Origin of the sequence: Veillonella sp. ZSJB6 (genome assembly GCF_051549505.1) — a bacterium.
Lineage (GTDB): Bacteria > Bacillota > Negativicutes > Veillonellales > Veillonellaceae > Veillonella.
Genome location: NZ_JBPUGE010000002.1, coordinates 284,585 through 307,346 on the forward strand (window position 1 = coordinate 284,585; position 22,762 = coordinate 307,346).

The window sequence follows — 22,762 nt, forward strand, 5'->3', positions numbered from 1 at the left end:
CTATGAAATTTGGTTTACTTGGCCGTACGTTGGGCCATAGCTTTTCCCCTCGCATTCATAGTGCGTTAGGGAATACAAATTATGAATTATTTGAAAGAGAACCTAGCCAATTACAAGAATTCTTCGCCGATCCAGAATTACAAGGCATTAACATTACAATTCCTTACAAGGTAAATGCCCTTGAAGCTTGTGATGTTGTAGATCCTCGTGCCGAACGCATCGGTTGTGTAAATACTATGGTTCGCAAGGATAGCAAATGGCACGGCTACAATACAGACTATGATGGTTTTGTGTTTACCCTACAACATGCTGGCATCGATGTATCTGGCAAGGAATGTATCATTCTTGGCGATGGTGCTTCCTCTGCTACTGTTCACGTAGCCCTCGAAGATTTAGGCGCTAAAAATATCGTCCATTTATCTCGCAAAACGGCTCCATTCTATGGTGATGCGCCAAACTATTATGAAACAGCGCAGATTATTATTAACTGCACCCCTATCGGCATGTACCCTCATAATCCAGCCAATCTCATCGATATTACGCAGTTTTCTAAATTGGAAGGCGTTGTAGACCTCATCTACAATCCACGCCGTACGATTTTACTGTTACAAGCAGAAATGATGGAAATTCCTCATTGTGATGGCTTGCCATTCCTTGTGGCACAAGGCGTTGAGGCAGCTAACCATTTCCAAGGTGAAAGCTTTGGCACAAAGGAAATTGAGCAAGTCTTACGAGATATGCGCCGTGAAAAGGAAAACATCATCCTCATCGGCATGCCTGGCGTAGGAAAAACTACAGTCGGTAAAGCGCTCGGTGAAGAAATGGGCCGTACTTGCGTTGATGTGGATCATGAGTTAGAAAAAGAAATTGGAGACATTTCCACATACATTACAGAACAAGGGGAACCAGCATTCCGTGAAAAAGAAGCGGAAATGATTGCAAAATTCGGTACTCAAACAGGTCTTATTATTTCCACTGGCGGCGGCTGTGTAACAGTGCCTAAAAACTTCGCACACTTACGCCAAAACGGTCGCATTTACCAATTAACACAACCGATAGAAAACCTATCTACTACTGGTCGCGTACTCTCTAGCGGTGGTCTAGACCGTTTACGCGAGCTCGAAGAAATTCGTACACCAATGTATGAAAGCTTCGCTCAATGTATCGTAGAACATAACCGCAATGCTCCAGAAACAGTAGCGACTATCCTAGAAGACTTCGAAGCAAACCTATTATAATCGTTTGTATAGCCTATTTGTAAAACACTTCACAAATAATCTATATCTGTATTTTTAGATAAAACTAAAACGCATATCATAATACCTATGATATAAACTGAAAAGCAGTAGCTATCCTATGGATAACTACTGCTTTTTTATTTCCCCTATGTATTATATATATTTGTAGAAAACCACATTTGCAATTACAATGTAATTACAAACAGAATTGATTAACGTAAATACCTTTTAATATAAAACCAATAATATGACCAATGAATTACAGTCACAAGCCAAAAAAATACTAGGAGAGATACTATGAAAACCGTAAACCTACAAGTCCGCATCAACGAAGATCTAAAACAGGAAGTATCTAGCATATTAAAGGCACAGGGCCTATCCTACACCTCTATGCTAGACGCACTATTTCGTCAAATTATAAAAGAACGTCGTATCCCATTTGCCATTGCTTTACCAACAACTCCTACCGAAAAAACACCAACGCCTAGTACACTCAAGAATGACGGCACCTACGAACAACCTCGAAGAACATTAAAGGCCTCAGATACTATAAATACGTATGGAACATCAACAGAAAACGAAATAGAAATATCCTTTGATAAAATTGATAAAACAGGCATACTCAATATCCGTATAAACCCTAAAGTTAAGACACTAACAACAGCTATCTTAAAAGAAATGGGATTAACTATATCATTATTGATTACACTAATCTCCAAACAAATACAATTTTCAAAAGCAATTCCTAAGACTGTAAACAAGCCTATCGCTTGTGACTCTATGAATGCAGACTTTCTTACTGACGAAGAAATCGATCAACTACTGGAGTTGTCATATATAGATATAGAACAAGGTAATCTAACGCCTTTAGAAGATGTTATTTCTGAATTAAAGAAAGAGGGTCTTCTCTTATGATACATAAGATTGTACTATCTAAAATCGCTAAGAAAGACCTACGAAATATACTATTATCTTTAAAGGAAAAAACAGAAGATTTAAACCTTATTCTTCAACATCAGTCAGAAATCATTGATAATGCATTCTCCCTTGATATTTTTCCTGAAAGGTATCCTTTATATCACGGAAAATATAATAAGAAAAATTTACGAAAAATGGTCACAAAACATTATATTATCTTATACTCTATAAAAAATAAAACTGTAATAATTAATAAAATACTAGCACAAGGTATGAACATATAAAAAAGTCGGCTCTCGCCGACTTTTTCAATGTACTTTTACGCGTTTATGTTGTTGTTCATCGAATACGCCATCTACGTCGATAGTATCAAGAATGCGTTTTAGTTCATGCACATCGATTTGGCCTGGTGCAGATGCTTTGCCTGCAGAGGCAAAGGTCATAGCATTGCCGAATAGAGCGCCTGCAGCTCGTGTAACAGCACCTAGTGGGCCCATGGCCATCGTAATGATTGGATCTGATGGATATAAGGCTTTTACTTCTGCCGTTGCTTCGAGAAGGTTCAACACATCTCCAGTCGTATGTGGCATAACGGCCATCTTTGGCACGTCCGCCAAAAATTCTTTCATTTGAATGAGACGATTTACAATGACCTCATGACTTGGTGTACCATGGAAATCATGGTTACTCATGATAATCGTAATACCATGTACCTTAGCAAACTCAATGGTTTTGAGCATTCTATCTTGATCAAAGAAGAGTTCAATGTCGATAGCATCTACTAAACCTGTAGGAATAATACGCTCTAACATTGTGAAGTAGTCTTGTGTAGAAATAGATTTCTCCCCACCTTCGCCCTTTGTGCGCCATGTAAATAACAAGGCACGACCTTTTAATTGAGGCTTGATGAGCATTAACAGTTCAATAATAGCGTCAATGGAGTGGGCCCGATCGTAATAGTCAATGCGTAGCTCCACTACATGACACGGTGTATTACATGCAACCGCAGTGGCATCTAAAATTTCTTTCATTGTTGTGCCCACAATAGGCACACATATCTTTGTACCCTTTTCGCCGAGTACAGTATGACCGATACGGACCATAATAACTCCTTTCCGTCCCACAGGGTGAGACAAATGACTTACCTTAAACTAACTATATACCAATATTTTGGTAAAAGCAATCAATCTGACTATATTGGATTGCTATTCACAAAAACCGTATGAAAGCCGGTTATTATGCACTAAAACCATATTCTTAGATTAACGATTAACATAATTTTTTGTTATATCCTATTCTCTCGGTCTTATTAAAATTGGTCATATTATTCAATCCTGATGAGTATATCTAATCTGTCTAAATAAAAACTCCACACATAATCGTGTGGAGCTTTCTTTTATGGTATTATTCGTGCTTGGCAGATAGTTTTCTAGATTGGAATGCCATATATAACAATAACAGGCCTGTAATACTAAATACATAGGATATACCTATATAAGTGGATACAATACTGGCAAATACAGGGCCAACCATAGACCCAAATTGTTGGGCTGTTGTTGTCATACCAAACATGCGACCTCTAAAGCTTGGATCTGTATTAAGTGTTACCGCTGCACTTAAGGATGGATTAATACCTACAATACATGACCCAATTAAGACTTGTAATACGCCAAACCACCAAATGCCTACGGGTAAGCTTTGAAGCAATAGAACAATACCACTACCAATCATACAGTAGGATATGGTCTTAAAGTAGCCACGACGTTCGCCAAGACGAACCCATAGGTTAGTCGTTAAAGATCCTGCTAAGCCGCCGATACTAAGGATTGTACCAGAGATCATAGCCGCCCCTTCCATGGTACCTTGCATATCTCCTACATAAAGAGCCAAGATAGGTTGCAACATCATGATAGCACATTGCATGAAGAAGAAAATCCAAAGTAATCGTACTAATACTGGCTGTTGTTGAACAGCTTTAAAGTCTTCACGTAAGGATGTAGATTTAGTAGGTTCAGCCGGCTGTTCCTTTCCATCAGCACCTTTAGCATGTAATTTTGGTTCTTTCACAAAGAACAATACGGCCAAAGTCGCAATAAATACAGCGATACCAGATACATAAAACACAGGGCGCATGCCTACCACACTTTCAACGGCGCCACCTAAAAATGGACCGATGACATTACCCAAGATAAGCCCCGTTTGGAAGATGCCTAAAGCCCTACCAACCTGTTTCTCATCAACACTGAGGGATACCATGGTCATCGCCGCTGGATAGAACCCATTGGCAAAACCAACGAGGGCCCGCCCCATGAGTAGTTGATATTGGTCGGTAACTAAACCAATTAATACATAACAGAATGCGATAGCAAAGCCGGCGCGCAGGGCCATCCGTTTTTTACCTTTGTTATCCGCAATCTTACCCCATATAGGAGCCATAATGCCCGCAATGAGGAAGGTAATGCCGAAAACGAGGCCTGACCAAAGTGCTACATCAGCCTTTGGTACCCCTAATTCTAAAAGATAGATAGGCAAAAATGGAATGATCATGGTGTAACATATAGCCAGTACCGTCATGGCAGCTGTAATAATCCATACATTGCGCATGCCACCACGAGCATCATATGCAGTTGTGCTCATCCTTTGCCTCCTTTCATATGTAATGTAAAAATATTTCTATACTTTCACATTCTATATAAATAAGAGCCGCATATAAAACGCGACTCTTTTATTTATTCCGTTGGAAATTTGTGATCCATTACATCCTGTAAGGATACGCGTTCCATAACGTGACGGAATTCATCTTGCAAATACTGCCACAATGGAGCAGTCAAGCAATCATTAAACATAGGACATGGCTCAACATCATCTTCTAAACAAGATACGAGAGCAATGGAGTCCTCTGCAGCATATAAAATTTCATATACATTGTATTCAGCAGGCGATTTCACCAAGCGATATCCACCGTATTTACCACGGCCACTTTTAACGAGGCCAGCGGAGGATAAGCGAGATACAATCCCCTCTAAGTATTTATCGGAAAATCCTTGGCGTTCAGCAATTTCACGAATTGGTACATTTTTTTCTACCCCGTGCTCTGCAATATCAGCCAATATCCGTAGAGCATAACGCCCTTTAGTAGATATTTTCATAAGTTAACCTCTAAATCATTCATAATATATTTATAGTATATCACAAATTCATACAAAAAATGGTGGGAAATATGATACACTATACATATATCGAAATATTTTTATTTGGGTATTTTTTAATTTCATATAGGAGGATGTTATCTAATGTTAGATAAACTATTTCAACTCAGTGAGCGTGGTACCACTGTTAAAACTGAAATTTTAGCAGGTATTACTACGTTTATCACGATGGCGTACATCCTATTCTTAGCGCCTAACATTCTTAGTCTTGCAGGGATGGATAAAGACGCAGTCCTCATCGCTACAGCCTTAGGTGGTGGCCTTGTAACGATTGCTATGGGTTTATTCGTAAACTATCCTATCGCCCTCGCTCCAGGGGTTGGCCTCTTAGCCTTTTACTCCTTTACCGTAGTTCTCGGTATGGGCGTAACTTGGCAAACAGCATTGGGTGCTGTATTTATCTCCGGTCTTGTATTCCTCGTATTAACACTTACGTCGATACGTCAAATGATCGTTGAAGGCATCCCAGCCTCTATGAAGGTTGCCATTACTGTTGGTATTGGCCTCTTCATCGCTATCATCGGCTTGAAATTATCCGGCTTGATGGCAATTTCTATTAGTTTGTCTCCAAACTCCTTAGGCCAAGTTGTGCAAACACATGGTAATTTAGTACCTCCAGCATCCGAAGCGCTCTTGACGCTCGGTAATTTGCACAGTGGTGAAACATTGTTGGCTCTATTCTCTCTCATCTTTACAGCTCTATTGATGGCTCGTAAAATTCAAGGTTCCCTCTTGATTGGTGTGGTAGTAACAACAATTGTATCCTATGCTACTGGCCTTTCCACAATGCCTGAGAACTTCACTGTATTGGCAGTGCCTGATTTCTCTAAAGCAGCATTCCTTCAATTAGATATTCCTGGTGCGCTCCACATGGGCTTAATCACGATTATCTTCTCCTTCACCTTCGTAGAATTGTTCGACTCCATGGGTACTTTAATCGGTACTGCTACAGAGGCAAAAATTGCAGATCCTAAATCTGGTAAATTCCCAGGTCTTGGCAAAGCGATGACTGTCGATGCTATCGGCGTTAGTGCTGGTGCGTTGCTCGGTACTTCTACGATTACAGCTTTCGTTGAAAGCGCCGCAGGTGTAGGTGCTGGTGGCCGTACAGGCTTAACAGCTGTTACAACAGGCGTATTGTTCTTAATCTGCTTGTTCTTAGCTCCAATCGTATCCTTGGTGCCAAATGCAGCCACATCTCCTGTTCTTATCATCGTTGGTGCCCTTATGTTAGGCGCTATCCGCAATATCGACTTCGATGATTGGACAGAAGGCTTCCCTGCATTCCTCGTTATCGTTTTGATGCCATTCACATACAGCATCGCTAACGGTATCTCTGCAGGTCTTATTGCATATCCTCTACTCAAAATCATTGCAGGCCGTGCAAAAGAAGTTAACTGGATTATGTACGTATTGGCGGTACTCGTTATCATCCGCTACGTATTCTTCTAATTAATACCTAAAAGAACCTATCTCTAAAGATATTAGTAAAATATCTAAGAGATAGGTTCTTTTTATTATGTACTTTTTTATGTACAGTTTTATACTAAACACTAATACCGTATATCATCGGTAAATCATGCTCTAAAATCTTATTACAATTCAGTACTAACGAATTGTTTTTACACCGATTAAATCGGTACGACTTGGATCGATATCCTTTAACGGAACTACATGATCTCTATAAAAGTCTGCTTCGGATGCTTTCACAGGTACTTGGAAGAACAAGAAATACGCCATATTATCCTTGTACCACGTAACACTGCGTACTAAGCCCTTATCTACATCACCTGTATACTGAACCTCCCCTATTGGAGTAGAGTCACTCCATTGTACGTCATAATACTCCATTGGAATATATTCTTCAGGCCATACAGTATCCATAGAGTAGCTCATGCGGAAGACCATAGTATGATTTACCCAACGGCCACTGCGCTCTTGATACTCTTGACCTTGCTTCCAATATACTGTTTCTAATACATCATTATCATAATAATGCGTAGCATAGTATGTATAGCCAAGAGGCAAGTAACTTGGTACAGATACGTCATAGGACATCTTATGAGATGCATCGATTACACCGCTAGGTAGACCAATAGTTTTGCTGGTAAGTATAGGCCACACAAAATTTGTATGTGTACGTAATGGCAGCCCAATCGATTCATAAGGAGGCCATTCAGGCTCGTCATTTTGTTTAACCTTTTTTGCATCGTTTTCTTCAACATGTTGCTCATCATTGCGGACACCACGTAATCGAGTATCATCAGCGGCTACGTTAGTGAGCGGGCCTACAGAGTCTACAATTTTGTTGACATAGTTTTGGTTTCTTAAAGAAGCAAAGTAGAGCATATGCACTTTATTATCTTTTTCCCAGTAGGCGATTTGAATAGCATCTTTGCTAGGGCCTAAGATATGTACAGAGATTCCATTAGGCGTAGTAAATGTAACTGCATCCTTAGCATTGTAATTTGTCTTTTCTAATATAGGCTTTACTACTGTATCGATAGCCCAACCCATGCGATATACAATATCTGTATTAGAGAAGGTTAATTTCGGACCATATTCACCATCATGGCCTGTTTCTGTATAAACGATTTCTAATACATCATGGTCCTTGGCCGTTACATCGCGTACTGCATAGTCTTTAGGCATATAAGACGGAACTTGTATAGGATAGCCAAATTCCTGCGCAACACTCTCTATATTAGGTTCGACTAAATCATTATCACCAACTTGATCATACCAGCGATAGCGATCAGCGAGTTTTTCATTATCATCGATAAGCTTTTTATTATCTACATCTCGTTCAACAGGAACAGTGTTCCCATTTTTATCTATTAACGGGTATGTAGCATTAACTGGCTGTACGCCAAAGGTGCTTACTGCCGTAGCCATAGCGGCACATAAAACAGCAGATGTTATTATTTTCTTCATATTCTCTCCTCTTTAAGCGGTTACATACGTTACCGCTTTGTTCCAAATAATTTACTACGTGAGCATCTATATTTTCACAGGCTCCACATGCTCCTTATAGAATTCAGCATCAACTGACTTCACAGGTTCTAAGAACAATAAGGAGTACGCCATGCCATCCTTTGTCCACGTAATGCTACGTATTAGTTGTGCTGCTGGATCACCGGTGTAAAAGACTTCGCCAGATTCACCTTGTTCAGACCATTCAAAATCCTTATACTCACCGGGAACATACGGTACATCTTTTACATCGTTCACGGAATAGCCCATTCTATAAACGAAAATACTACCAGAGTTTCTCTTCCCAACTCGATATGTTTGGGAATTTTTTATAAAATATACAACCTCTAATACATCATTTTTGTCTTGACGTACTGTATAAATTTCATAGCCATAAGGGATATAACTAGGGGCCTTAACCTCATATGGAAGCTTCTTCGCTGCCTCTTTTAGGTTTCCCTTAAATGTATGAGCCTTTTGTGTATTCTCTATAGGCCAATCATGAAAGTGCCACTGTAAACCATCCATTCTAGGCTCGACATTTTTAAAATTATGTCCTAACTTAAGCGTTTTAGTGGATACAGAATTATCTGTAGATATAGCAGTGTCTACAGTATCTGCTGTTACACTTCCTACAGATAGTAACCCAACAGCTATAGTAGCTAAGATGGACTTATATATAGTTTTATTCATCTTCTTTCCTCGTTAAGCGATTACATATTTCACCGCTATTACACAATATATTGTTCTAGATACGGTGTGTATTACATACGGCTTGTATTACATCCCGTTTATCTCCTAAGGAATTATTCGTTCTTTTGTTTTAGTAAAAGTCTTCGTAATCGGATAGTTTCCTAATAGTTCATAACGTGAGCTATCTATAGTTTTAACAGGCACGATATGTTCCTTATAGAATTCTGCATCAGCTGCTTTCACAGGTTCTAAGAAGAATAAGGAATATGCCATTCCACCTTCCGTCCACGTAATGCTACGAATCAATTGTTTTCCTGGATTACCTGTGTAATACACCTTGCCAGATTCACCTTGTTCAGACCATTCATAGTCCTTATACTCTGCAGGAATATACGCTGTATCTCTTACGGTATCCAATGAGTATCCCATTCGATAGGCCATAGCATTAGTAATGAATTTTCTCCCATCCTGATAGATAGGTGCATTTCTTTTGTAATATACAACCTCTAGTACATTATTTCGATCGTGACGCGCTGTATACAGCTGATATCCATAAGGTATATAACTAGGTACCTCAGCCTCATACGGTAATTTCTGAGTAGCCTCTACTACGCCCTTAAAGTTACGAGCACTGTCTTGAGTCATCAAAGGCCAACCTACTAATTGCGTTCTTGGTAGTTGAATAATTACAGAAGCATTAGCCATGTTTGGTGTAACATTTTTAGAATTAGATAGGGCCCCAGAATGATTCGTAGATACAGACTGATCAACAGTATCTGCTGATACGTAGCTTACAGATAATAGCCCCATTGCTATAACAGCTAAAATGGACTTATATATTGTTTTGCTCATACTCTCTCCTCGTATAAAAATTTATAATATACTTCACACATATAATGATATATTTTCTTATTTATATCAAAAACATAACTCCGATTCTGTTGCCCTAGCTACTTCATAAAACTTTTATTTTTTCTACTGTGAAAGTCTAGTTATTAACTAATAACAGCCTTAATGCTTACTAGTTCGACACATAATAAAACATCCTACTGAGCGCTATATCTTAAAAGAACTCAATAGGATGTTGTATCATTATTTAGTTAATGGAGGCATAATAATATCTTGTTCAAGTTGTCTTCGTCGTTTTGCAGTATAGTCTACCACTTTTATTTGGACTACTTCCACAGAGCTTACCATGGCTTCCGTAAAAGCAAATTCTCGACTCGTCTGATGTTTCAATAACACTTGTAATCCATGAGATTTTTCATCAGTAGTCTTTAACAAAGCAGCCTCTCCTCGTCCCATCACACTGGAATAAACTGAACTATATTTGCAAGGAATATCTCCACCTGAAACAAGGGCCTCATCACTGCCATCAATTTCGATAAATACATGAGGATTTTCTTTAATCAAGTCAAACTTCTTTCCTACATGATGCCCATGTACATAGATATAAAGCACCTCATCTATAAATTCGTATCCAAAATGTAGGGGTACTACGTAAGGGTAATCACCATCCATCATACCTAGGTGAATGATACGAGTACTATTTAAAATGCCCTTAATTTCATCTATATCTGTAACCTTACGATCTTGTCGTCTCATAATAGCCTCCACGGTTATACGTAAAAGATAATCTTTATATCATTATAGCAAATTCTAAAAAACTTTTTAGGCATAGTATTATTTCAAAATATGAATAAATTCTCTTTTATTTGTATATTAATAATACTGTTTCTACTGTTTTGTCTACTGTATAAATACATTTGACTTTTTACAATAGATACTGTATGATAAGAAAATAGTTTTATAGATTCTATAGATTATAAAAGCTATGGTCATCCATGGCTTTTTATATTTGTAGATGGTTTGTAGAAAAGAGGTCTTTACTATGTCTGATACGCATCAGTTAAAACGGGGTCTTAAGAACCGGCACGTACAGTTACTCGCCATTGGCGGTGCTATCGGTACAGGCTTATTCTTAGGCTCCGGCCGAGCCATTCACTTGGCAGGTCCATCCATCATTTTTGCTTACCTAATTACAGGTATTATATGCTTCTTTATCATGAGAGCATTAGGCGAATTGTTATTGTCTAACTTGAATCACCACTCATTTATTGATTTCGTAGAAGAGTATTTAGGTGATCGAGCAGCCTTTATCACAGGATGGACATACTGGTTCTGTTGGCTTTCACTAGCCATGGCCGATTTAACAGCCGTAGGCCTCTATATGCAGTTCTGGATACCGTGGCTGCCTCAATGGATACCGGCCCTTGTCGTCTTGGTCGCATTGCTATTAATGAACCTAACAGCTGTAAAATACTTCGGTGAAATGGAGTTCTGGTTTGCCTTAATCAAGGTAATCGCCATTATTTCCCTCATCATCATCGGTATTATCATGATTGTCACAGGCTTTACTACAGATGCTGGCGTTGCCGCCTTTAGTAATATGTGGAATTATGGGGGCTGGTTCCCGAACGGAACGATGGGCTTTATCTTATCATTCCAAATGGTTGTGTTCGCTTTCACAGGTATCGAGCTCGTAGGTTTGACAGCTGGTGAAACAGAAGATCCGGAAAAGGTTATTCCTATGGCGATTAACAACATCCCATTACGCATTATTTTGTTCTATGTGGGCTCTTTGGCCATCATCATGAGTATTTACCCTTGGACAGCCGTTAACCCATCTGCTAGCCCATTCGTGGCCGTATTTACCGCAGTTGGCATTGCAGCCGCTGCAGGCATCGTAAACTTTGTAGTTCTTACATCTGCTGCCTCTGCTACAAACTCTGGTATCTTTAGTACAGGCCGTATGATTTATGCCCTTGCTAAACGCGGTCATGCACCAAGCTCTATGCGTCGCCTAACACACAGCAGCGTACCATATCAAGCAACAATCTTCTCTGCTGCTGTACTATTGATTACGGTTGTACTCAACTATGTAATGCCAGAAGCAGTTTTCGTTATGATTACATCTATCTCTACATTCTGCTTCATCTTTATTTGGGCTATGATGGTAATTTGCCACCTCAAATACCGCAAGAAAAACCCTGAATTAGCGGCACAATCTAAATTTAAAATGCCTCTATTCCCTGTGATGAACTACATCATCCTTGCCTTCTTTGTCTTCATTCTAGGTATTCTCGCCTTAAACGAAGACACTCGAATTGCCCTCTTGTTTACACCTATTTGGTTCGTTATCCTCTGGGCCTTCTACTCCATGCTTAATACGGACGATGAAGATGCTCTTAGCGAAGAACTTATCGAAATGGCTGGGGTAAAAGAAATTTACAAAAAACCTAAAAAAGATGATTCTGATGATTACATAATCTAACAAAAATGCCCGTGCTATGCACGGGCTTTTTGTTACTTCATGGTAGGGAAGTTTTGTTGTTCATATTGTTGTTGATAGGCTGGTAGATTTCTTGTGTCTTCACCATAGTTGAAGATCGTCTTAGTACGGTATCCACCTTGAGTAATAATGAGATCGATAGAGGATGGTACCTCTTGGCCATTCTGTTGTAAATGGTTTACCAATTCTTGTAACGATTCAACTTGTCGTAAAGAACCAGTCATATATTTGCCTTTTGATAGACCTGTATTTCTAATGACTTGGCCATTATATACTTGACCATTTTTATCTGTGTAATAGAAACGTACAGCCGCTTTATCTCCTGTAGGCACGGCTTTAATATAGATGGTCTTCCAATTCTTCTTAATCATCACTCTCGTAGCATCAGCTAACTTATTGGATAAACGTTGTGTCTCTTTATTGGTAGACTTGGATACACCATTAGCCTGTTGAATTTCATCATTCATAGGCATTTCAATAGGTGCCACCGCAGAATCTTGTTGTACCTTCTTCGCATCTGCAGGCTGAACCGCCAACACACCAACGGCCGCCATTACAGCTAGTGTTGTAAGAGCAAATTTCTTCATTCTATCTCTCCTCATATAGGATTCCCTAAACAAATTATATTTTACACAATATATTATATGCACTTAGTGCATAAATTTCAAGTTAGTCTAACTTTGTAGAACTTGTATTCTTAATTACCTGATTCCACCGTAACATAGAATCACCCTCTCTCTTACTTATAGTATAGCTAAATCTATCAACTAGTAAAAGAAAAGGCTTCAACCATTTCTTAGCGAAATATTTTCGTCGATGATTGGTTGAAGCCTTTATTTATATTCTATTAGTTACTAAAGTCTGTATCTACAATAGCAAATTGTACATAGTCAGGGCAGCGTTTTTGCATTTCTGCTTTAATTTTTTCTAATGTACCATGTGGATCTTCTTCGTCAAAGTCAAAGATTATATCATAGTAGATAACTTTCTTCTCTTCGTGTACGTAAAAGGCATGTACTTGTACAACATGTGTATATAAGCTTACAACTTGGTCAAGAGCTTGTCTAATTTCAAGCACTTCCACACTTGGTTGGTTTTCAGCATACACGCCAACGGTCATATTAATGCCAAATTTTTTATAAAGATGAACAGCAATACCTTTTGTTAATGGATGGATATCAGCCATAGTCATCGTATCTGGTACGGAAACATGGACGGAACCAATTGTTTCTCCTGGACCATAGCTATTCAAAACCAAGTCATATACACCACCTACATTTGGATGTTGTGCGATAGTTTCTTTAATATCGCGGATTAAGTTATCATCTGCACGAACACCAAGCAAGTGATTATACATTTCTTTTAAAATGTCATAAGCAGCTTTCAAAATCAAAACAGAGATTGCTGCGCCTACATAGCCTTGAATGTCAAAGTTAAAGAAGAATACTAAGCCTGCAGATACCAATGTGGCAAAAGTAATCACCGCATCAAATAACGCATCGATACCAGACGCTACAAGCGCATCAGATTTATATTTTTCACCTTGAGCCTTGATATAGCGGCCCATCACAACTTTCACCACAATAGCAACGGCGATGATAACGAGGCTTGGAATATCAAAGGTAGATACCTCAGGGTGAAGAATTTTATCAATCGATTCCTTAAGAGAGCCAATACCTGCACCAAGGATGATGAAGGCAATCGCCATGGTGGTCATATATTCTATGCGACCATGACCAAATGGATGCTCTTTATCGGCACCTTTGGCTGCTAATTTTGTACCAACAATGGTCAATACAGAGGACAATACGTCCGTTAAGTTGTTCACCGCATCAAGGATGATGGCGATGGAGTTAGACGCAAGACCTACAATCATTTTAAAGATAACGAGAACGACATTACCAATAATACCTTTTATACTGGCAAGCGTAATCCCCCGATTACGTGCTGCACTATTTTCTTGCAAAATCATACTACACCTCTTACATTCATTTAACTAAGCTATAAATCGAAGCCTATCGATTTATTTATGTTCTTATTATAGCTTATTGATTATCATTTGTCATCATATTTTTTGAAAAGTTTTTATAAAATCATTGTAATTACTGAATTATCAATAATTCTCAATTCTCAATTAGAATATTTGATGTATTGTGACTTCACAATTTATAGTACAAATCTATTGTTAACAATAATGTAATCAGATCAAATTACGCGGTAACCGTAATGCGCTCCCCTGTGCGCATATGTGTAAATACTACCTTCTGAGCCCGCAATTGGAACGGCTGCCCCGTTGGTTGTGCACCGTATAATGTATCCCCTACAAGAGGGTGACCGATATGACTAAAAGCCACACGAATTTGATGTGTTTTCCCTGTGTACAAACGAACTAAAACCTCTGTATATCCACATTTTTGGGAGTTATGCACAGATTTGTCCACATTTGCACCATGTTTATCCACATTTTGTAATTCTATATCCACATTTTCTTGAGCTATATCCACAGAATTTACCAACTTATGCACAGAGTTATCCACAGGTTGTGAAGGATGTCTACATAGGACGGAATAATCTGTGCGCGTTTCTTTTCCCTTTGGATTGACTTCATAATGAATACCATCAGTACTGCGATCCATAGGTAATACTAAAGAATCAGCATCCACCTCTACAATACCCTCTACAGCAGCCATGTACCACTTCTCAAAGGTATTATCATCCATTTGCTGTTGATAAAGACTTTGGGCTAAACCGCTTTTAGCAATTACGATACACCCCGTTGTATCTCTATCTAAGCGGTTCAAGAAACGAACCTTCCGCTTAATACCATTCTCTTTGAAGTAGTATGCTACCCCATTAGCAAGGGATACTTGGTCTTTAGAGTTTACTGTCACACCAGCTGGCTTATCCACAATGAGGAGATCATCATCTTCATATAAGATATGTAGATCCATTTCAATTGGTTCGTAATCGATTTTTTCCTTCGCCATAGCAATCCAAATCTCATCACCTTCGGAGATAATATCCTTTGGCGTCGCCTTATGGCCGTTGATGTGGATTAGTTTTTCCTCAAATAGCTTAACTAAGGACTTACGAGGATATCGAGTATCTAGTACTGCACCAAGTGTAACCTCAGTTTTTTCACTACGTGCAGCCTCTATATCTGCGGCATTGACAGTCCACAAAATATCGTCAGGACGATGTGTTTTTCTCGCCATTAGTATCTCCTTTCTACGAGCTCATTGTCTCGTGGCATATAGTTTAGTAGCGAGCTTGGTTGAACCGCTCGGCCACGTATATTGGTTTGTTCAAAGGTAATAGTCAGCTCTTGCTTAGGGCGCGTTATGGCCACATAGAACAAGCGCTTTTCTTCGTCTTCACGCCCTTCTGCAATGGCAAACGGGCTTGGGAAGGTACCTTCGTTGAGTCCTGCTAGGAATACATGGTCAAACTCGCTCCCCTTTGCTTGGTGGATGGTAATGATAGGAATGCGATCTTCATTTCGTACCTGTTGAGCGGGCTCACCTGCGGTAAGGGCCGCCATCTGCAAGATTTGATTTAATCGAGCTAAACCAGCCGGCCCTTCATAGGCTGCATCTAGTTTTTCCATGATGCGATATAGATCCCGTATATGCTCTACCTTTGCTGCTTCCCCATGAGATTTATAGTATTCTAGAACCCCCATTTGGTTCATTATGTACGCCAATAACTTCGTTGGCAATTCCGTATAGGCCTTTCTACGTAACGTTGCCATTTGGGATGCAATATTGGTGAAAGCAGCCTTATACTTATTGATTGCCACCATACGACCAGTCGTTGTAGGCACAATATTTTCTTTTACAGCATAGATTAAAAGCTGTGCAGTGGCCAAGATATCGTCCATCGCATTGTGCGTAGGCTCATGATGGATAGGAAACTCAGAAGCTAGGAAGCCCAATTTATGATTTGGCAAATTAGGATAGAAACGACGATAAATATCGAGTGTATCGTAGATAGCCTTAAATTCTGGATTACCTAAATTATGGCGTGCCAATTCATTAGTAAAAATGGTCACATCGTAGTTTACATTGTGGCCTACGATGATGGCATCCTTGGAGAACTCCTTAAAGGCTTGTAGCACTATAGCTGGTTCTTCGCCGTGTTCTTGTAAATACGCATCGGAGAAGCCGTGTACCTCTTCGGATTGTCCCACAGGTACGCCTGGATTGATAAAACGTTCAAAGGTTTCTAACACTTGTCCATTTTCGTCGATGCGAATAGCTGCAATTTGAATAATGCGGTCTTGAGATGTATCAGTGCCCGTACTTTCCACATCGTATACTACAACCTCATGATTCTCTAAGCCACTAACGAGCTTGGCATAAGGCTCTGCTTCAAAAATAGGCATATCCATAAAGTCCGTCAATTTTAAGCCTACTTGACGCGTCTCAGGGCTTTCAATAGCGGCGATACGAGCGTCACCAATACCCGCAACATAGCGTTTAATAATGCGCTTAGCGCTGACGGAGTCATTCGGGTTCATAAGCAGTTTAAAGTAAGCCATAACGTCTTTGATTTCTTGACGTCTAAAGAATTTAAACTCGTCAATAATCATAAAGTGACGACGTTCGTCTTCAGGCCTTTCATTATTAAGGCGTTCAAAGGAATCACTCAGCCGTTGGGCCTTTTTATTGTCCCGCACTAAAACGCCAATATTGGCATCCTTTGGCAAGGCGCAGATAGCTTCATAGATATATCTGCCCTCAAGATAGCTATTTTTACAGCCTTTTATGAGAACAGGCTTACCCTTTCTTTCACTATTGGCGCGAGGCAATTCAGTATAGATAGAACCTACCAGATCAGGGAACATATTCTGCAATGTTTTGAAAGCCATCGTAAAGAGCGTCCAGTTAGAGCGGTAATTTTCATAGAAAATGATTTTTAAAGGCTTAAAGTCCGCATCAAATTGCTTGAGTAAACGGAATGGATCGGACCCACGCCATTCGTATATTGTTTGGAAATAGTCCCCACATAATAGGACGTGATTACCTTCCCAAAGCATTTCAAGTACCTTGTACTCTAGAATGCCTGTATCTTGCATTTCATCTACAGAGATATAACTATAACGGCTACGCCAACGCTCCCGAACTACAGGATCTTGGAACAGGCGATGAACACCGCAAATGAGATCTGTGAAATCTAGACCATGTACAGAGGCTAAGCTTTCATCATAGGCAGCAATCCATTCGTGACCATGGTTCAAGAAATCATGAAGTTCACTATAAAGAACATTACCAAAACTAGAAAACTGTTGCTCAATAGCAGGACGCTGTTCCTTTTGCAAACGATCAATAGTTCGTTTATAATCGCCTACGAGATTATCAGAATAGAACCCATATAGAGAGCGATATTCTTTTACCATGCCGATGATGTTGGCAAAGGACATTTCTCGCAACTTACCTGGACGATACGGTTCAGACAATTCCTTACAATCCTCTTCATCAAAGATAGTTACATCCGTATATAAGGTTTCATTGCGCTTCCCCTCTTGTTGGAGCACGAAAAAGCAAAAGCTGTGGAATGTACTAACCTCCACAGCCTTTGCAGGACTGCCTACGAGCGATTGAATGCGGTCTTTCATCTCATTTGCCGCCTTATTCGTAAAGGTCATGCACAAGATATTCTCCGCTTTCGCATAGCCGCCCTCGATGAGGTGAGCCACTCGATAAGCAAGTGTATTCGTTTTTCCCGTCCCAGCGGACGCTAACAAGAGGATATTCTGTTCAACTTCATCAATAACGCGTTGTTGTTCACGATTGATAAGCATGAGGTCCTCCTATTTTAAAAAGCCGTACCATCCGGCTGCAATGAGCATTGGAATAGGGCCTAGAATTGCTGTTAAAGCCCATACGCCCAAACCAATATCCATAGGAATATTGAGGATATGAACGCATACTAAATACGTCAAAATACCAGTTACTGCATTCATAGCCACTCGTTTAATGGTGAAAAATGCTACTTTGAAAGCAATGTAGGCTACAGCAACGGATACAACCGCCGAAATAATCGGTGATGCTAATAAAGCTCCCATATTATCCTTTCATTTCTTGGCGGTTCACTACAGCACCGCCTAATGTTAATTCATCGGCATATTCGATATCGCCACCTACAGGAACACCGCGGGCAATGCGCGTTACCTTAATGCCACTTGGACTTAATAAACGCGCCAAATAGAGAGCTGTCGCCTCCCCTTCTACATCTGGGTCAGTAGCGAGGATAACCTCTTGTACGACACCATCCCGAAGGCGGGCAATCAATTCTTTTACGCGAATATCGTCAGCACCGATGCCCTCCATAGGGGACAAGGCACCTTCCAATACGTGATATAAGCCCTTATAGTCACCACTGCGCTCGATAGCAATGACATCGCGAGATGTTTCAACGACCATAATCGTCGTTTGATCGCGGTTCGGATTGCTACAGAATTCACAAGGGTCTTGAGCTGATAAGTTAAAGCAAATAGAACAGTGACGCGTAGCCCCCTTCGCTTCTACGATGGTTTCCACGAGACGGTCTACCTCTTCCTTCGGCATTTCTACCAAATGATAGGCCAAGCGTCTAGCCGACTTGGAGCCGATACCTGGCAAGCGGCGCAACTGCTCTACGAGCCGTTCTAAAGCATTTGTCATTTAGAATAAACCTGTTGGCAAGTTAAGACCACCAGTTACTTTGCCCATTTCTTGAGCCAAGAGATCGTCTACTTTTTTGCTAGCTTCGTTTACAGCAGCCATCACTAAGTCTTCTAACATTTCTACATCTTCAGGATCCACTGCAGATGGGTTCAATTTCAAAGACTCGATGATTTTTTCGCCGTTCATCACAACTGTTACAGCACCGCCACCAACGGAAGCCTCTACTGTACGAGTTTTTAATTCTTCTTGCATTTTCTTCATATCTGCTTGCATTTTTTGAACTTTTTTCATCATGCCAGCCATATTGCCCATACCTTTACCAAACATTGTAATTCCTCCTTTAGGACCTGCGTCCTTACTACTATTCTATGTTTAACACTATGAAAGTATGCCACATAGATCCATAACTTGTATTGTCATCCAAATGCCTTTCGGCCAAAGGATATGACTCAATGATATAGATTTATAAACGTTTATTCTTCGATGACCTCGACGATGATGTCGTGATCTTCAGATAGTTTTTCTAATGTTTCTGCCAAGAGAGGATTGTTTCGCTCCTCTTCCGTCATATGCTCTGGGTCCCATGCATATTCACGAGCCACCGTCACACTATCGATAGGTGCGACCTCAATAGGTGCTTGTGAAAGCATTGCATGTTCATCACTTTGATAAGGGGTTCCCTGTTGCTGTTCGCCCCCATTAGACTTTGGGACAGCTTCCACCTCAATATGTGCACCGCTATCCATAGGGCGTTCTAAGACTTCCCCATCATCGCTAATAACAGTGACACTATCTAATGGATGTGGTGGCATATCATCCAAAGATGATACGTAAGCTTCCTCCATATCGTCTACAGGTACATCGTCAAAGGAATGAACTGGAATATCATCGCCTTCAACGGAACCTGCTAGTGACTCGATAGGAATCTCCCCATCAGGCACCTGAGTAGATGGACTGCCATCAAAGGATGTAATCGGCACATCTCCATCAGATGGTAAGGTTTCTGCTCCGACCTCACTCGTATCAGCACCAGTTGTGGCACTTACAGCAGCACCGCCCGTCTTCTTCGCCAAGAATGCTAACGCTGCAGCTTTTGCCGCATCTACCGCTGCGGAGTCAGGCTTACTAGCCGTCTCTTCAGATGTAGGACCTCCAACCTGTGCGGTAGGTTGTTGAGCTTGTGACGCGCTACTAGCTTGAGCTCTATTAGCTCCTGCTGAGCTATTTCCCACTGAAGCATTATTAGTGCCTTGTGGTGCTGATGGATTTGTTAAATCCATTTGCGTTGGTTGACCTCCAGAGGTCTTCTGCACATCAACCATTGGTTCTGGTGGACGTTGCGGCGCTTTTACTTGGTGCTGCGTCGTACTGCCAGAGGCCTTTTTATAGTCTTTGTAAACTTGTGTAAGGGCATCAACGATTTCTACATGTACTGGATAGCCTAGCGTATAGGTGAAAGCATCTGCCGCTTCTGCCAAGTTTACTTCGTTGGTCATTACATTGAGGTGCAATGTATTTTTAAAGGCCATAACAGCCTTACTTTGGTCTACGTATACAAGTTGACCTTGGCCAATTACGGTAGAGGTCATATTGCGATTGCTGTCCTTCAAGTATTTAATGACATTAGACTGTACATTGCGATACTCTTGAGCAGACAAGATTTGATCACTAATGATAGCCTGTGTGCTAATACCTTTTTTCCCACGTCCTGTAGCTTGTTTTCTCGTAGGTCGTTGTGGTCCACCTCCCGTATTTGGTGGTGGCGCCATACCAACACCACCCATTGGAGGCGGAGCCATGCCCACTCCATTCATAGGAGGAGGTGTGCTACCAGGAGCTCCCAGCGGTGGAGGCGTTATGCCTACATTAGTAGGCGGAGGTGTCATTCCTACATTAGTAGGCGGTGGTGTCATCCCCACTCCACTTGGAGGCGGCACAGTACCAACAGTACTATTTTGGGTACCACTCATGGAAGCATGCTGTACAGCAGCATTATCTACAGGAACAAAGCTATTGGCATAACCACTTGGTGGTCCAAAGGAATTAGCACCATAAGCAGGTGTAGTTGCCACAGCTGGGCCTCGTTGTTCTAATTGAGCCATGCGGTTCAATAAATCGTTTCGTTCAGATCGTTCTGAAGACTCTAATGCATACACACGGTCTTCTAGGCTTTCATCAACAGAACCTAATTTAGCACATAAAACGAGTAAGCCCATTTCGATGATGGTTCGTGGATTATCCACCTGTTTTGCATCATTCATGATGGATTGAGCACTGCGCACATATTGATTAAGCTCATTAAAATCGATGCTTTCAGCTTGAGCTAAAAACTCATCCTTAAAGGCATCATATACCTTGAGCTCGTCCGCATCAGGTGCGACCTTACCAACTAGTAAGGCCCGCACGTGCTGAATGAGGGCTTCCATAATCTGCGTCGCATCACGACCTTCTGCTAAGGCATCGTGGATATAGGACAACAATTTAGGACCATCCCCGTTGCGCAACGCATCTAGGAAGTGAATAATCCATTCTTTGCTAACAAGACCGATGAGTTCTTCTACTACTTGCGGCGTAATAGAACCAGTCGCCATTCCTGCACATTGGTCTAAGATACTCAAGGCATCGCGCAAACCGCCGTCTGCATGGACCGCGATGAGCTGTGCTGCTGCCGTATCTAGGCCAAAGCCTTCCTTTTCCGCTACATAGGATAAACGCTGGGCGATATCATCAGACGTAATTCGTCTGAAGGTATAGCGCTGACAACGAGACACAATAGTAACAGGCAATTTCTCAATTTCTGTAGTAGCAAAGATAAACATAACGTGAGCCGGTGGCTCTTCGATAGTTTTTAAAAGCGCGTTCCACGCCTCAGTTGTGAGCATGTGGGCTTCGTCGATGATGAACACCTTTTTACGCCCCTCAACAGGCATGAATTTGACGCTTTCACGAAGGGCGCGGACCTCATCGATACCACGATTAGAGGCAGCATCGATTTCAAGAACGTCCATGGACTGACCGCTCAAAATCGATTTACAAGCACTACACTCGTTACAAGGATGATCCGTTGGCCCATGCTCGCAGTTGATAGCGCGCGCGAAAATCTTGGCCATACTCGTCTTACCAGTCCCTCGCGGGCCGGCAAACAAATACGCATGAGCTACCTTATCCTCACGGATAGCACGCATCAACGTATCAGACACCTGATGCTGACCAACCACATCGGTAAACGTCTGCGGACGGTACTTACGATATAACGCAATATATGCCATTGGAACACCCCCTTTTCCGAAAATTACAATACTTTATTATACCATATTCATGAAATTCTGACTTCCTTAATAAAGTTCTTTCTCCAATGCGAAAGTAATATATTTACTTATAAATAATGCTGATATTGCCTAGTCAAAATTTCATCATATGATTCACAATAAAACATCGTATAGTCCAGAATCAAATATCATGCATTCTATATTAGGCATAAAAAAAGCGGCCCCATAGGCCGCCTTGCAATATTCGATCACGACAGCCCCCGGGTTCCCCGTGGCACATGAAGGTTACCGCTTAGTGCTGCTACCTCTCAGTCCTGACACGATTCACAGGCCCCCATTGCACAGGCCCGAGAACTGCCATGATCCAATATTGCAATACAAATATTATACATGAAAATGCCTCTATAGTCAAAGCTATAGAGGCATTTCATATGTCTTATCT

The 22,762-nt window shown here is 40.8% G+C and carries 20 protein-coding genes and 1 other RNA gene; 5 read left to right on the forward strand and 16 right to left on the reverse strand.

The annotated features are described in order from the left end of the window. Window positions 1-2 precede the first annotated feature (2 nt). The 3 genes from ACSV5T_RS04010 (at window position 3) to ACSV5T_RS04020 (ending at window position 2,440) form a co-directional block, all read left to right on the forward strand. Window positions 3-1,238: a shikimate kinase gene (locus tag ACSV5T_RS04010; RefSeq protein ID WP_119207090.1), complete on the forward strand. Its 1,236-nt coding sequence runs from the start codon at window positions 3-5 to the stop codon at window positions 1,236-1,238. A gap of 297 nt (window positions 1,239-1,535) precedes the next feature. Beyond that, window positions 1,536-2,153 carry a type II toxin-antitoxin system RelB/DinJ family antitoxin gene (locus ACSV5T_RS04015; protein WP_438320328.1) on the forward strand — a complete coding sequence of 206 codons (618 nt, stop codon included), beginning with the start codon at window positions 1,536-1,538 and terminating at the stop codon, window positions 2,151-2,153. Next, window positions 2,150-2,440: a type II toxin-antitoxin system RelE/ParE family toxin gene (locus tag ACSV5T_RS04020; RefSeq protein WP_105089808.1), complete on the forward strand. Its 291-nt coding sequence runs from the start codon at window positions 2,150-2,152 to the stop codon at window positions 2,438-2,440. The genes ACSV5T_RS04015 and ACSV5T_RS04020 overlap by 4 nt, the downstream gene beginning before the upstream one ends. Window positions 2,441-2,464: 24 nt before the next feature. Here ACSV5T_RS04020 and aroD read toward each other — a convergent pair whose 3' ends face one another. The 3 genes from aroD to ACSV5T_RS04035 form a co-directional block, all read right to left on the reverse strand. After that, the gene (gene aroD, locus ACSV5T_RS04025; RefSeq protein ID WP_438320329.1) at window positions 2,465-3,259 is read right to left on the reverse strand and encodes a type I 3-dehydroquinate dehydratase; all 795 of its coding nucleotides are present in this window, start codon (window positions 3,257-3,259) and stop codon (window positions 2,465-2,467) included. Between the two features lie 301 nt (window positions 3,260-3,560). Further along, window positions 3,561-4,793, reverse strand: a complete 1,233-nt coding sequence (locus ACSV5T_RS04030; RefSeq protein WP_438320330.1) for an MFS transporter — start codon at window positions 4,791-4,793, stop codon at window positions 3,561-3,563. Window positions 4,794-4,885: 92 nt separating this feature from the next. Then, complete coding sequence (locus ACSV5T_RS04035) at window positions 4,886-5,305, reverse strand: RrF2 family transcriptional regulator (RefSeq protein WP_005385239.1); 420 nt, start codon at window positions 5,303-5,305, stop codon at window positions 4,886-4,888. 144 nt (window positions 5,306-5,449) lie between these two features. On the opposite strand from ACSV5T_RS04035, the gene ACSV5T_RS04040 reads away from it, so the two are divergent. Beyond that, window positions 5,450-6,817 carry an NCS2 family permease gene (locus ACSV5T_RS04040; protein ID WP_438320331.1) on the forward strand — a complete coding sequence of 456 codons (1,368 nt, stop codon included), beginning with the start codon at window positions 5,450-5,452 and terminating at the stop codon, window positions 6,815-6,817. Window positions 6,818-6,973: 156 nt separating this feature from the next. On the opposite strand, the gene ACSV5T_RS04045 is transcribed toward ACSV5T_RS04040, so the two are convergent. From ACSV5T_RS04045 to ACSV5T_RS04060, 4 genes are all read right to left on the reverse strand, one after another. Beyond that, the gene (locus tag ACSV5T_RS04045; protein ID WP_438320332.1) at window positions 6,974-8,299 is read right to left on the reverse strand and encodes a hypothetical protein; all 1,326 of its coding nucleotides are present in this window, start codon (window positions 8,297-8,299) and stop codon (window positions 6,974-6,976) included. A gap of 66 nt (window positions 8,300-8,365) precedes the next feature. Continuing rightward, complete coding sequence (locus tag ACSV5T_RS04050) at window positions 8,366-9,031, reverse strand: hypothetical protein (RefSeq protein ID WP_438320333.1); 666 nt, start codon at window positions 9,029-9,031, stop codon at window positions 8,366-8,368. 105 nt (window positions 9,032-9,136) lie between these two features. Next, window positions 9,137-9,883, reverse strand: a complete 747-nt coding sequence (locus tag ACSV5T_RS04055) for a hypothetical protein (protein ID WP_438320334.1) — start codon at window positions 9,881-9,883, stop codon at window positions 9,137-9,139. Window positions 9,884-10,123: 240 nt separating this feature from the next. Next, window positions 10,124-10,636, reverse strand: coding sequence for a pyridoxamine 5'-phosphate oxidase family protein (locus ACSV5T_RS04060; protein ID WP_438320335.1), 513 nt, complete (start codon window positions 10,634-10,636; stop codon window positions 10,124-10,126). A 286-nt stretch (window positions 10,637-10,922) separates the two neighbouring features. On the opposite strand from ACSV5T_RS04060, the gene ACSV5T_RS04065 reads away from it, so the two are divergent. Then, on the forward strand, window positions 10,923-12,365 hold the full coding sequence (locus ACSV5T_RS04065; protein WP_005385234.1) for an amino acid permease: 1,443 nt from the start codon (window positions 10,923-10,925) through the stop codon (window positions 12,363-12,365). A gap of 32 nt (window positions 12,366-12,397) precedes the next feature. On the opposite strand, the gene ACSV5T_RS04070 is transcribed toward ACSV5T_RS04065, so the two are convergent. From ACSV5T_RS04070 to ffs, 9 genes are all read right to left on the reverse strand, one after another. Continuing rightward, complete coding sequence (locus ACSV5T_RS04070) at window positions 12,398-12,970, reverse strand: immunity protein YezG family protein (protein WP_438320336.1); 573 nt, start codon at window positions 12,968-12,970, stop codon at window positions 12,398-12,400. Window positions 12,971-13,230: 260 nt separating this feature from the next. Then, window positions 13,231-14,355, reverse strand: coding sequence for a cation diffusion facilitator family transporter (locus ACSV5T_RS04075; RefSeq protein ID WP_105089817.1), 1,125 nt, complete (start codon window positions 14,353-14,355; stop codon window positions 13,231-13,233). A 238-nt stretch (window positions 14,356-14,593) separates the two neighbouring features. After that, window positions 14,594-15,598, reverse strand: a complete 1,005-nt coding sequence (locus ACSV5T_RS04080) for an RluA family pseudouridine synthase (RefSeq protein WP_438320337.1) — start codon at window positions 15,596-15,598, stop codon at window positions 14,594-14,596. Further along, the gene (locus ACSV5T_RS04085) at window positions 15,598-18,186 is read right to left on the reverse strand and encodes a 3'-5' exonuclease (RefSeq protein ID WP_295868090.1); all 2,589 of its coding nucleotides are present in this window, start codon (window positions 18,184-18,186) and stop codon (window positions 15,598-15,600) included. Before ACSV5T_RS04085 ends, ACSV5T_RS04080 begins: the two co-directional genes overlap by 1 nt. Window positions 18,187-18,195: 9 nt before the next feature. After that, window positions 18,196-18,450, reverse strand: coding sequence for a hypothetical protein (locus ACSV5T_RS04090; RefSeq protein WP_005385224.1), 255 nt, complete (start codon window positions 18,448-18,450; stop codon window positions 18,196-18,198). Window position 18,451: 1 nt separating this feature from the next. Continuing rightward, window positions 18,452-19,048 (reverse strand): recombination mediator RecR, encoded by a 597-nt coding sequence (recR, locus tag ACSV5T_RS04095; protein WP_004694915.1) that lies wholly within the window; start codon window positions 19,046-19,048, stop codon window positions 18,452-18,454. Next, window positions 19,049-19,378, reverse strand: coding sequence for a YbaB/EbfC family nucleoid-associated protein (locus ACSV5T_RS04100; RefSeq protein ID WP_005385221.1), 330 nt, complete (start codon window positions 19,376-19,378; stop codon window positions 19,049-19,051). A 146-nt stretch (window positions 19,379-19,524) separates the two neighbouring features. After that, window positions 19,525-22,320: a DNA polymerase III subunit gamma/tau gene (dnaX, locus tag ACSV5T_RS04105; RefSeq protein WP_438320338.1), complete on the reverse strand. Its 2,796-nt coding sequence runs from the start codon at window positions 22,318-22,320 to the stop codon at window positions 19,525-19,527. A 254-nt stretch (window positions 22,321-22,574) separates the two neighbouring features. Then, an RNA gene (gene ffs / locus ACSV5T_RS04110) (signal recognition particle sRNA small type) lies at window positions 22,575-22,674 on the reverse strand. Window positions 22,675-22,762 lie beyond the last annotated feature (88 nt).

Coding starts and splice junctions, on each gene's coding strand:
- dnaX (WP_438320338.1), bottom strand. CDS start 22,320: ATGGCATATATTGCGTTATATCGTAAGTACCGTCCGCAGACGTTTACC.
- ACSV5T_RS04010 (WP_119207090.1), top strand. CDS start 3: ATGAAATTTGGTTTACTTGGCCGTACGTTGGGCCATAGCTTTTCCCCT.
- ACSV5T_RS04100 (WP_005385221.1), bottom strand. CDS start 19,378: ATGTTTGGTAAAGGTATGGGCAATATGGCTGGCATGATGAAAAAAGTT.
- ACSV5T_RS04070 (WP_438320336.1), bottom strand. CDS start 12,970: ATGAAGAAATTTGCTCTTACAACACTAGCTGTAATGGCGGCCGTTGGT.
- ACSV5T_RS04090 (WP_005385224.1), bottom strand. CDS start 18,450: ATGGGAGCTTTATTAGCATCACCGATTATTTCGGCGGTTGTATCCGTT.
- ACSV5T_RS04045 (WP_438320332.1), bottom strand. CDS start 8,299: ATGAAGAAAATAATAACATCTGCTGTTTTATGTGCCGCTATGGCTACG.
- ACSV5T_RS04040 (WP_438320331.1), top strand. CDS start 5,450: ATGTTAGATAAACTATTTCAACTCAGTGAGCGTGGTACCACTGTTAAA.
- ACSV5T_RS04050 (WP_438320333.1), bottom strand. CDS start 9,031: ATGAATAAAACTATATATAAGTCCATCTTAGCTACTATAGCTGTTGGG.
- ACSV5T_RS04080 (WP_438320337.1), bottom strand. CDS start 15,598: ATGGCGAGAAAAACACATCGTCCTGACGATATTTTGTGGACTGTCAAT.
- recR (WP_004694915.1), bottom strand. CDS start 19,048: ATGACAAATGCTTTAGAACGGCTCGTAGAGCAGTTGCGCCGCTTGCCA.
- ACSV5T_RS04015 (WP_438320328.1), top strand. CDS start 1,536: ATGAAAACCGTAAACCTACAAGTCCGCATCAACGAAGATCTAAAACAG.
- ACSV5T_RS04075 (WP_105089817.1), bottom strand. CDS start 14,355: ATGATTTTGCAAGAAAATAGTGCAGCACGTAATCGGGGGATTACGCTT.
- ACSV5T_RS04065 (WP_005385234.1), top strand. CDS start 10,923: ATGTCTGATACGCATCAGTTAAAACGGGGTCTTAAGAACCGGCACGTA.
- ACSV5T_RS04085 (WP_295868090.1), bottom strand. CDS start 18,186: ATGCTTATCAATCGTGAACAACAACGCGTTATTGATGAAGTTGAACAG.
- ACSV5T_RS04055 (WP_438320334.1), bottom strand. CDS start 9,883: ATGAGCAAAACAATATATAAGTCCATTTTAGCTGTTATAGCAATGGGG.
- ACSV5T_RS04030 (WP_438320330.1), bottom strand. CDS start 4,793: ATGAGCACAACTGCATATGATGCTCGTGGTGGCATGCGCAATGTATGG.
- ACSV5T_RS04020 (WP_105089808.1), top strand. CDS start 2,150: ATGATACATAAGATTGTACTATCTAAAATCGCTAAGAAAGACCTACGA.
- aroD (WP_438320329.1), bottom strand. CDS start 3,259: ATGGTCCGTATCGGTCATACTGTACTCGGCGAAAAGGGTACAAAGATA.
- ACSV5T_RS04060 (WP_438320335.1), bottom strand. CDS start 10,636: ATGAGACGACAAGATCGTAAGGTTACAGATATAGATGAAATTAAGGGC.
- ACSV5T_RS04035 (WP_005385239.1), bottom strand. CDS start 5,305: ATGAAAATATCTACTAAAGGGCGTTATGCTCTACGGATATTGGCTGAT.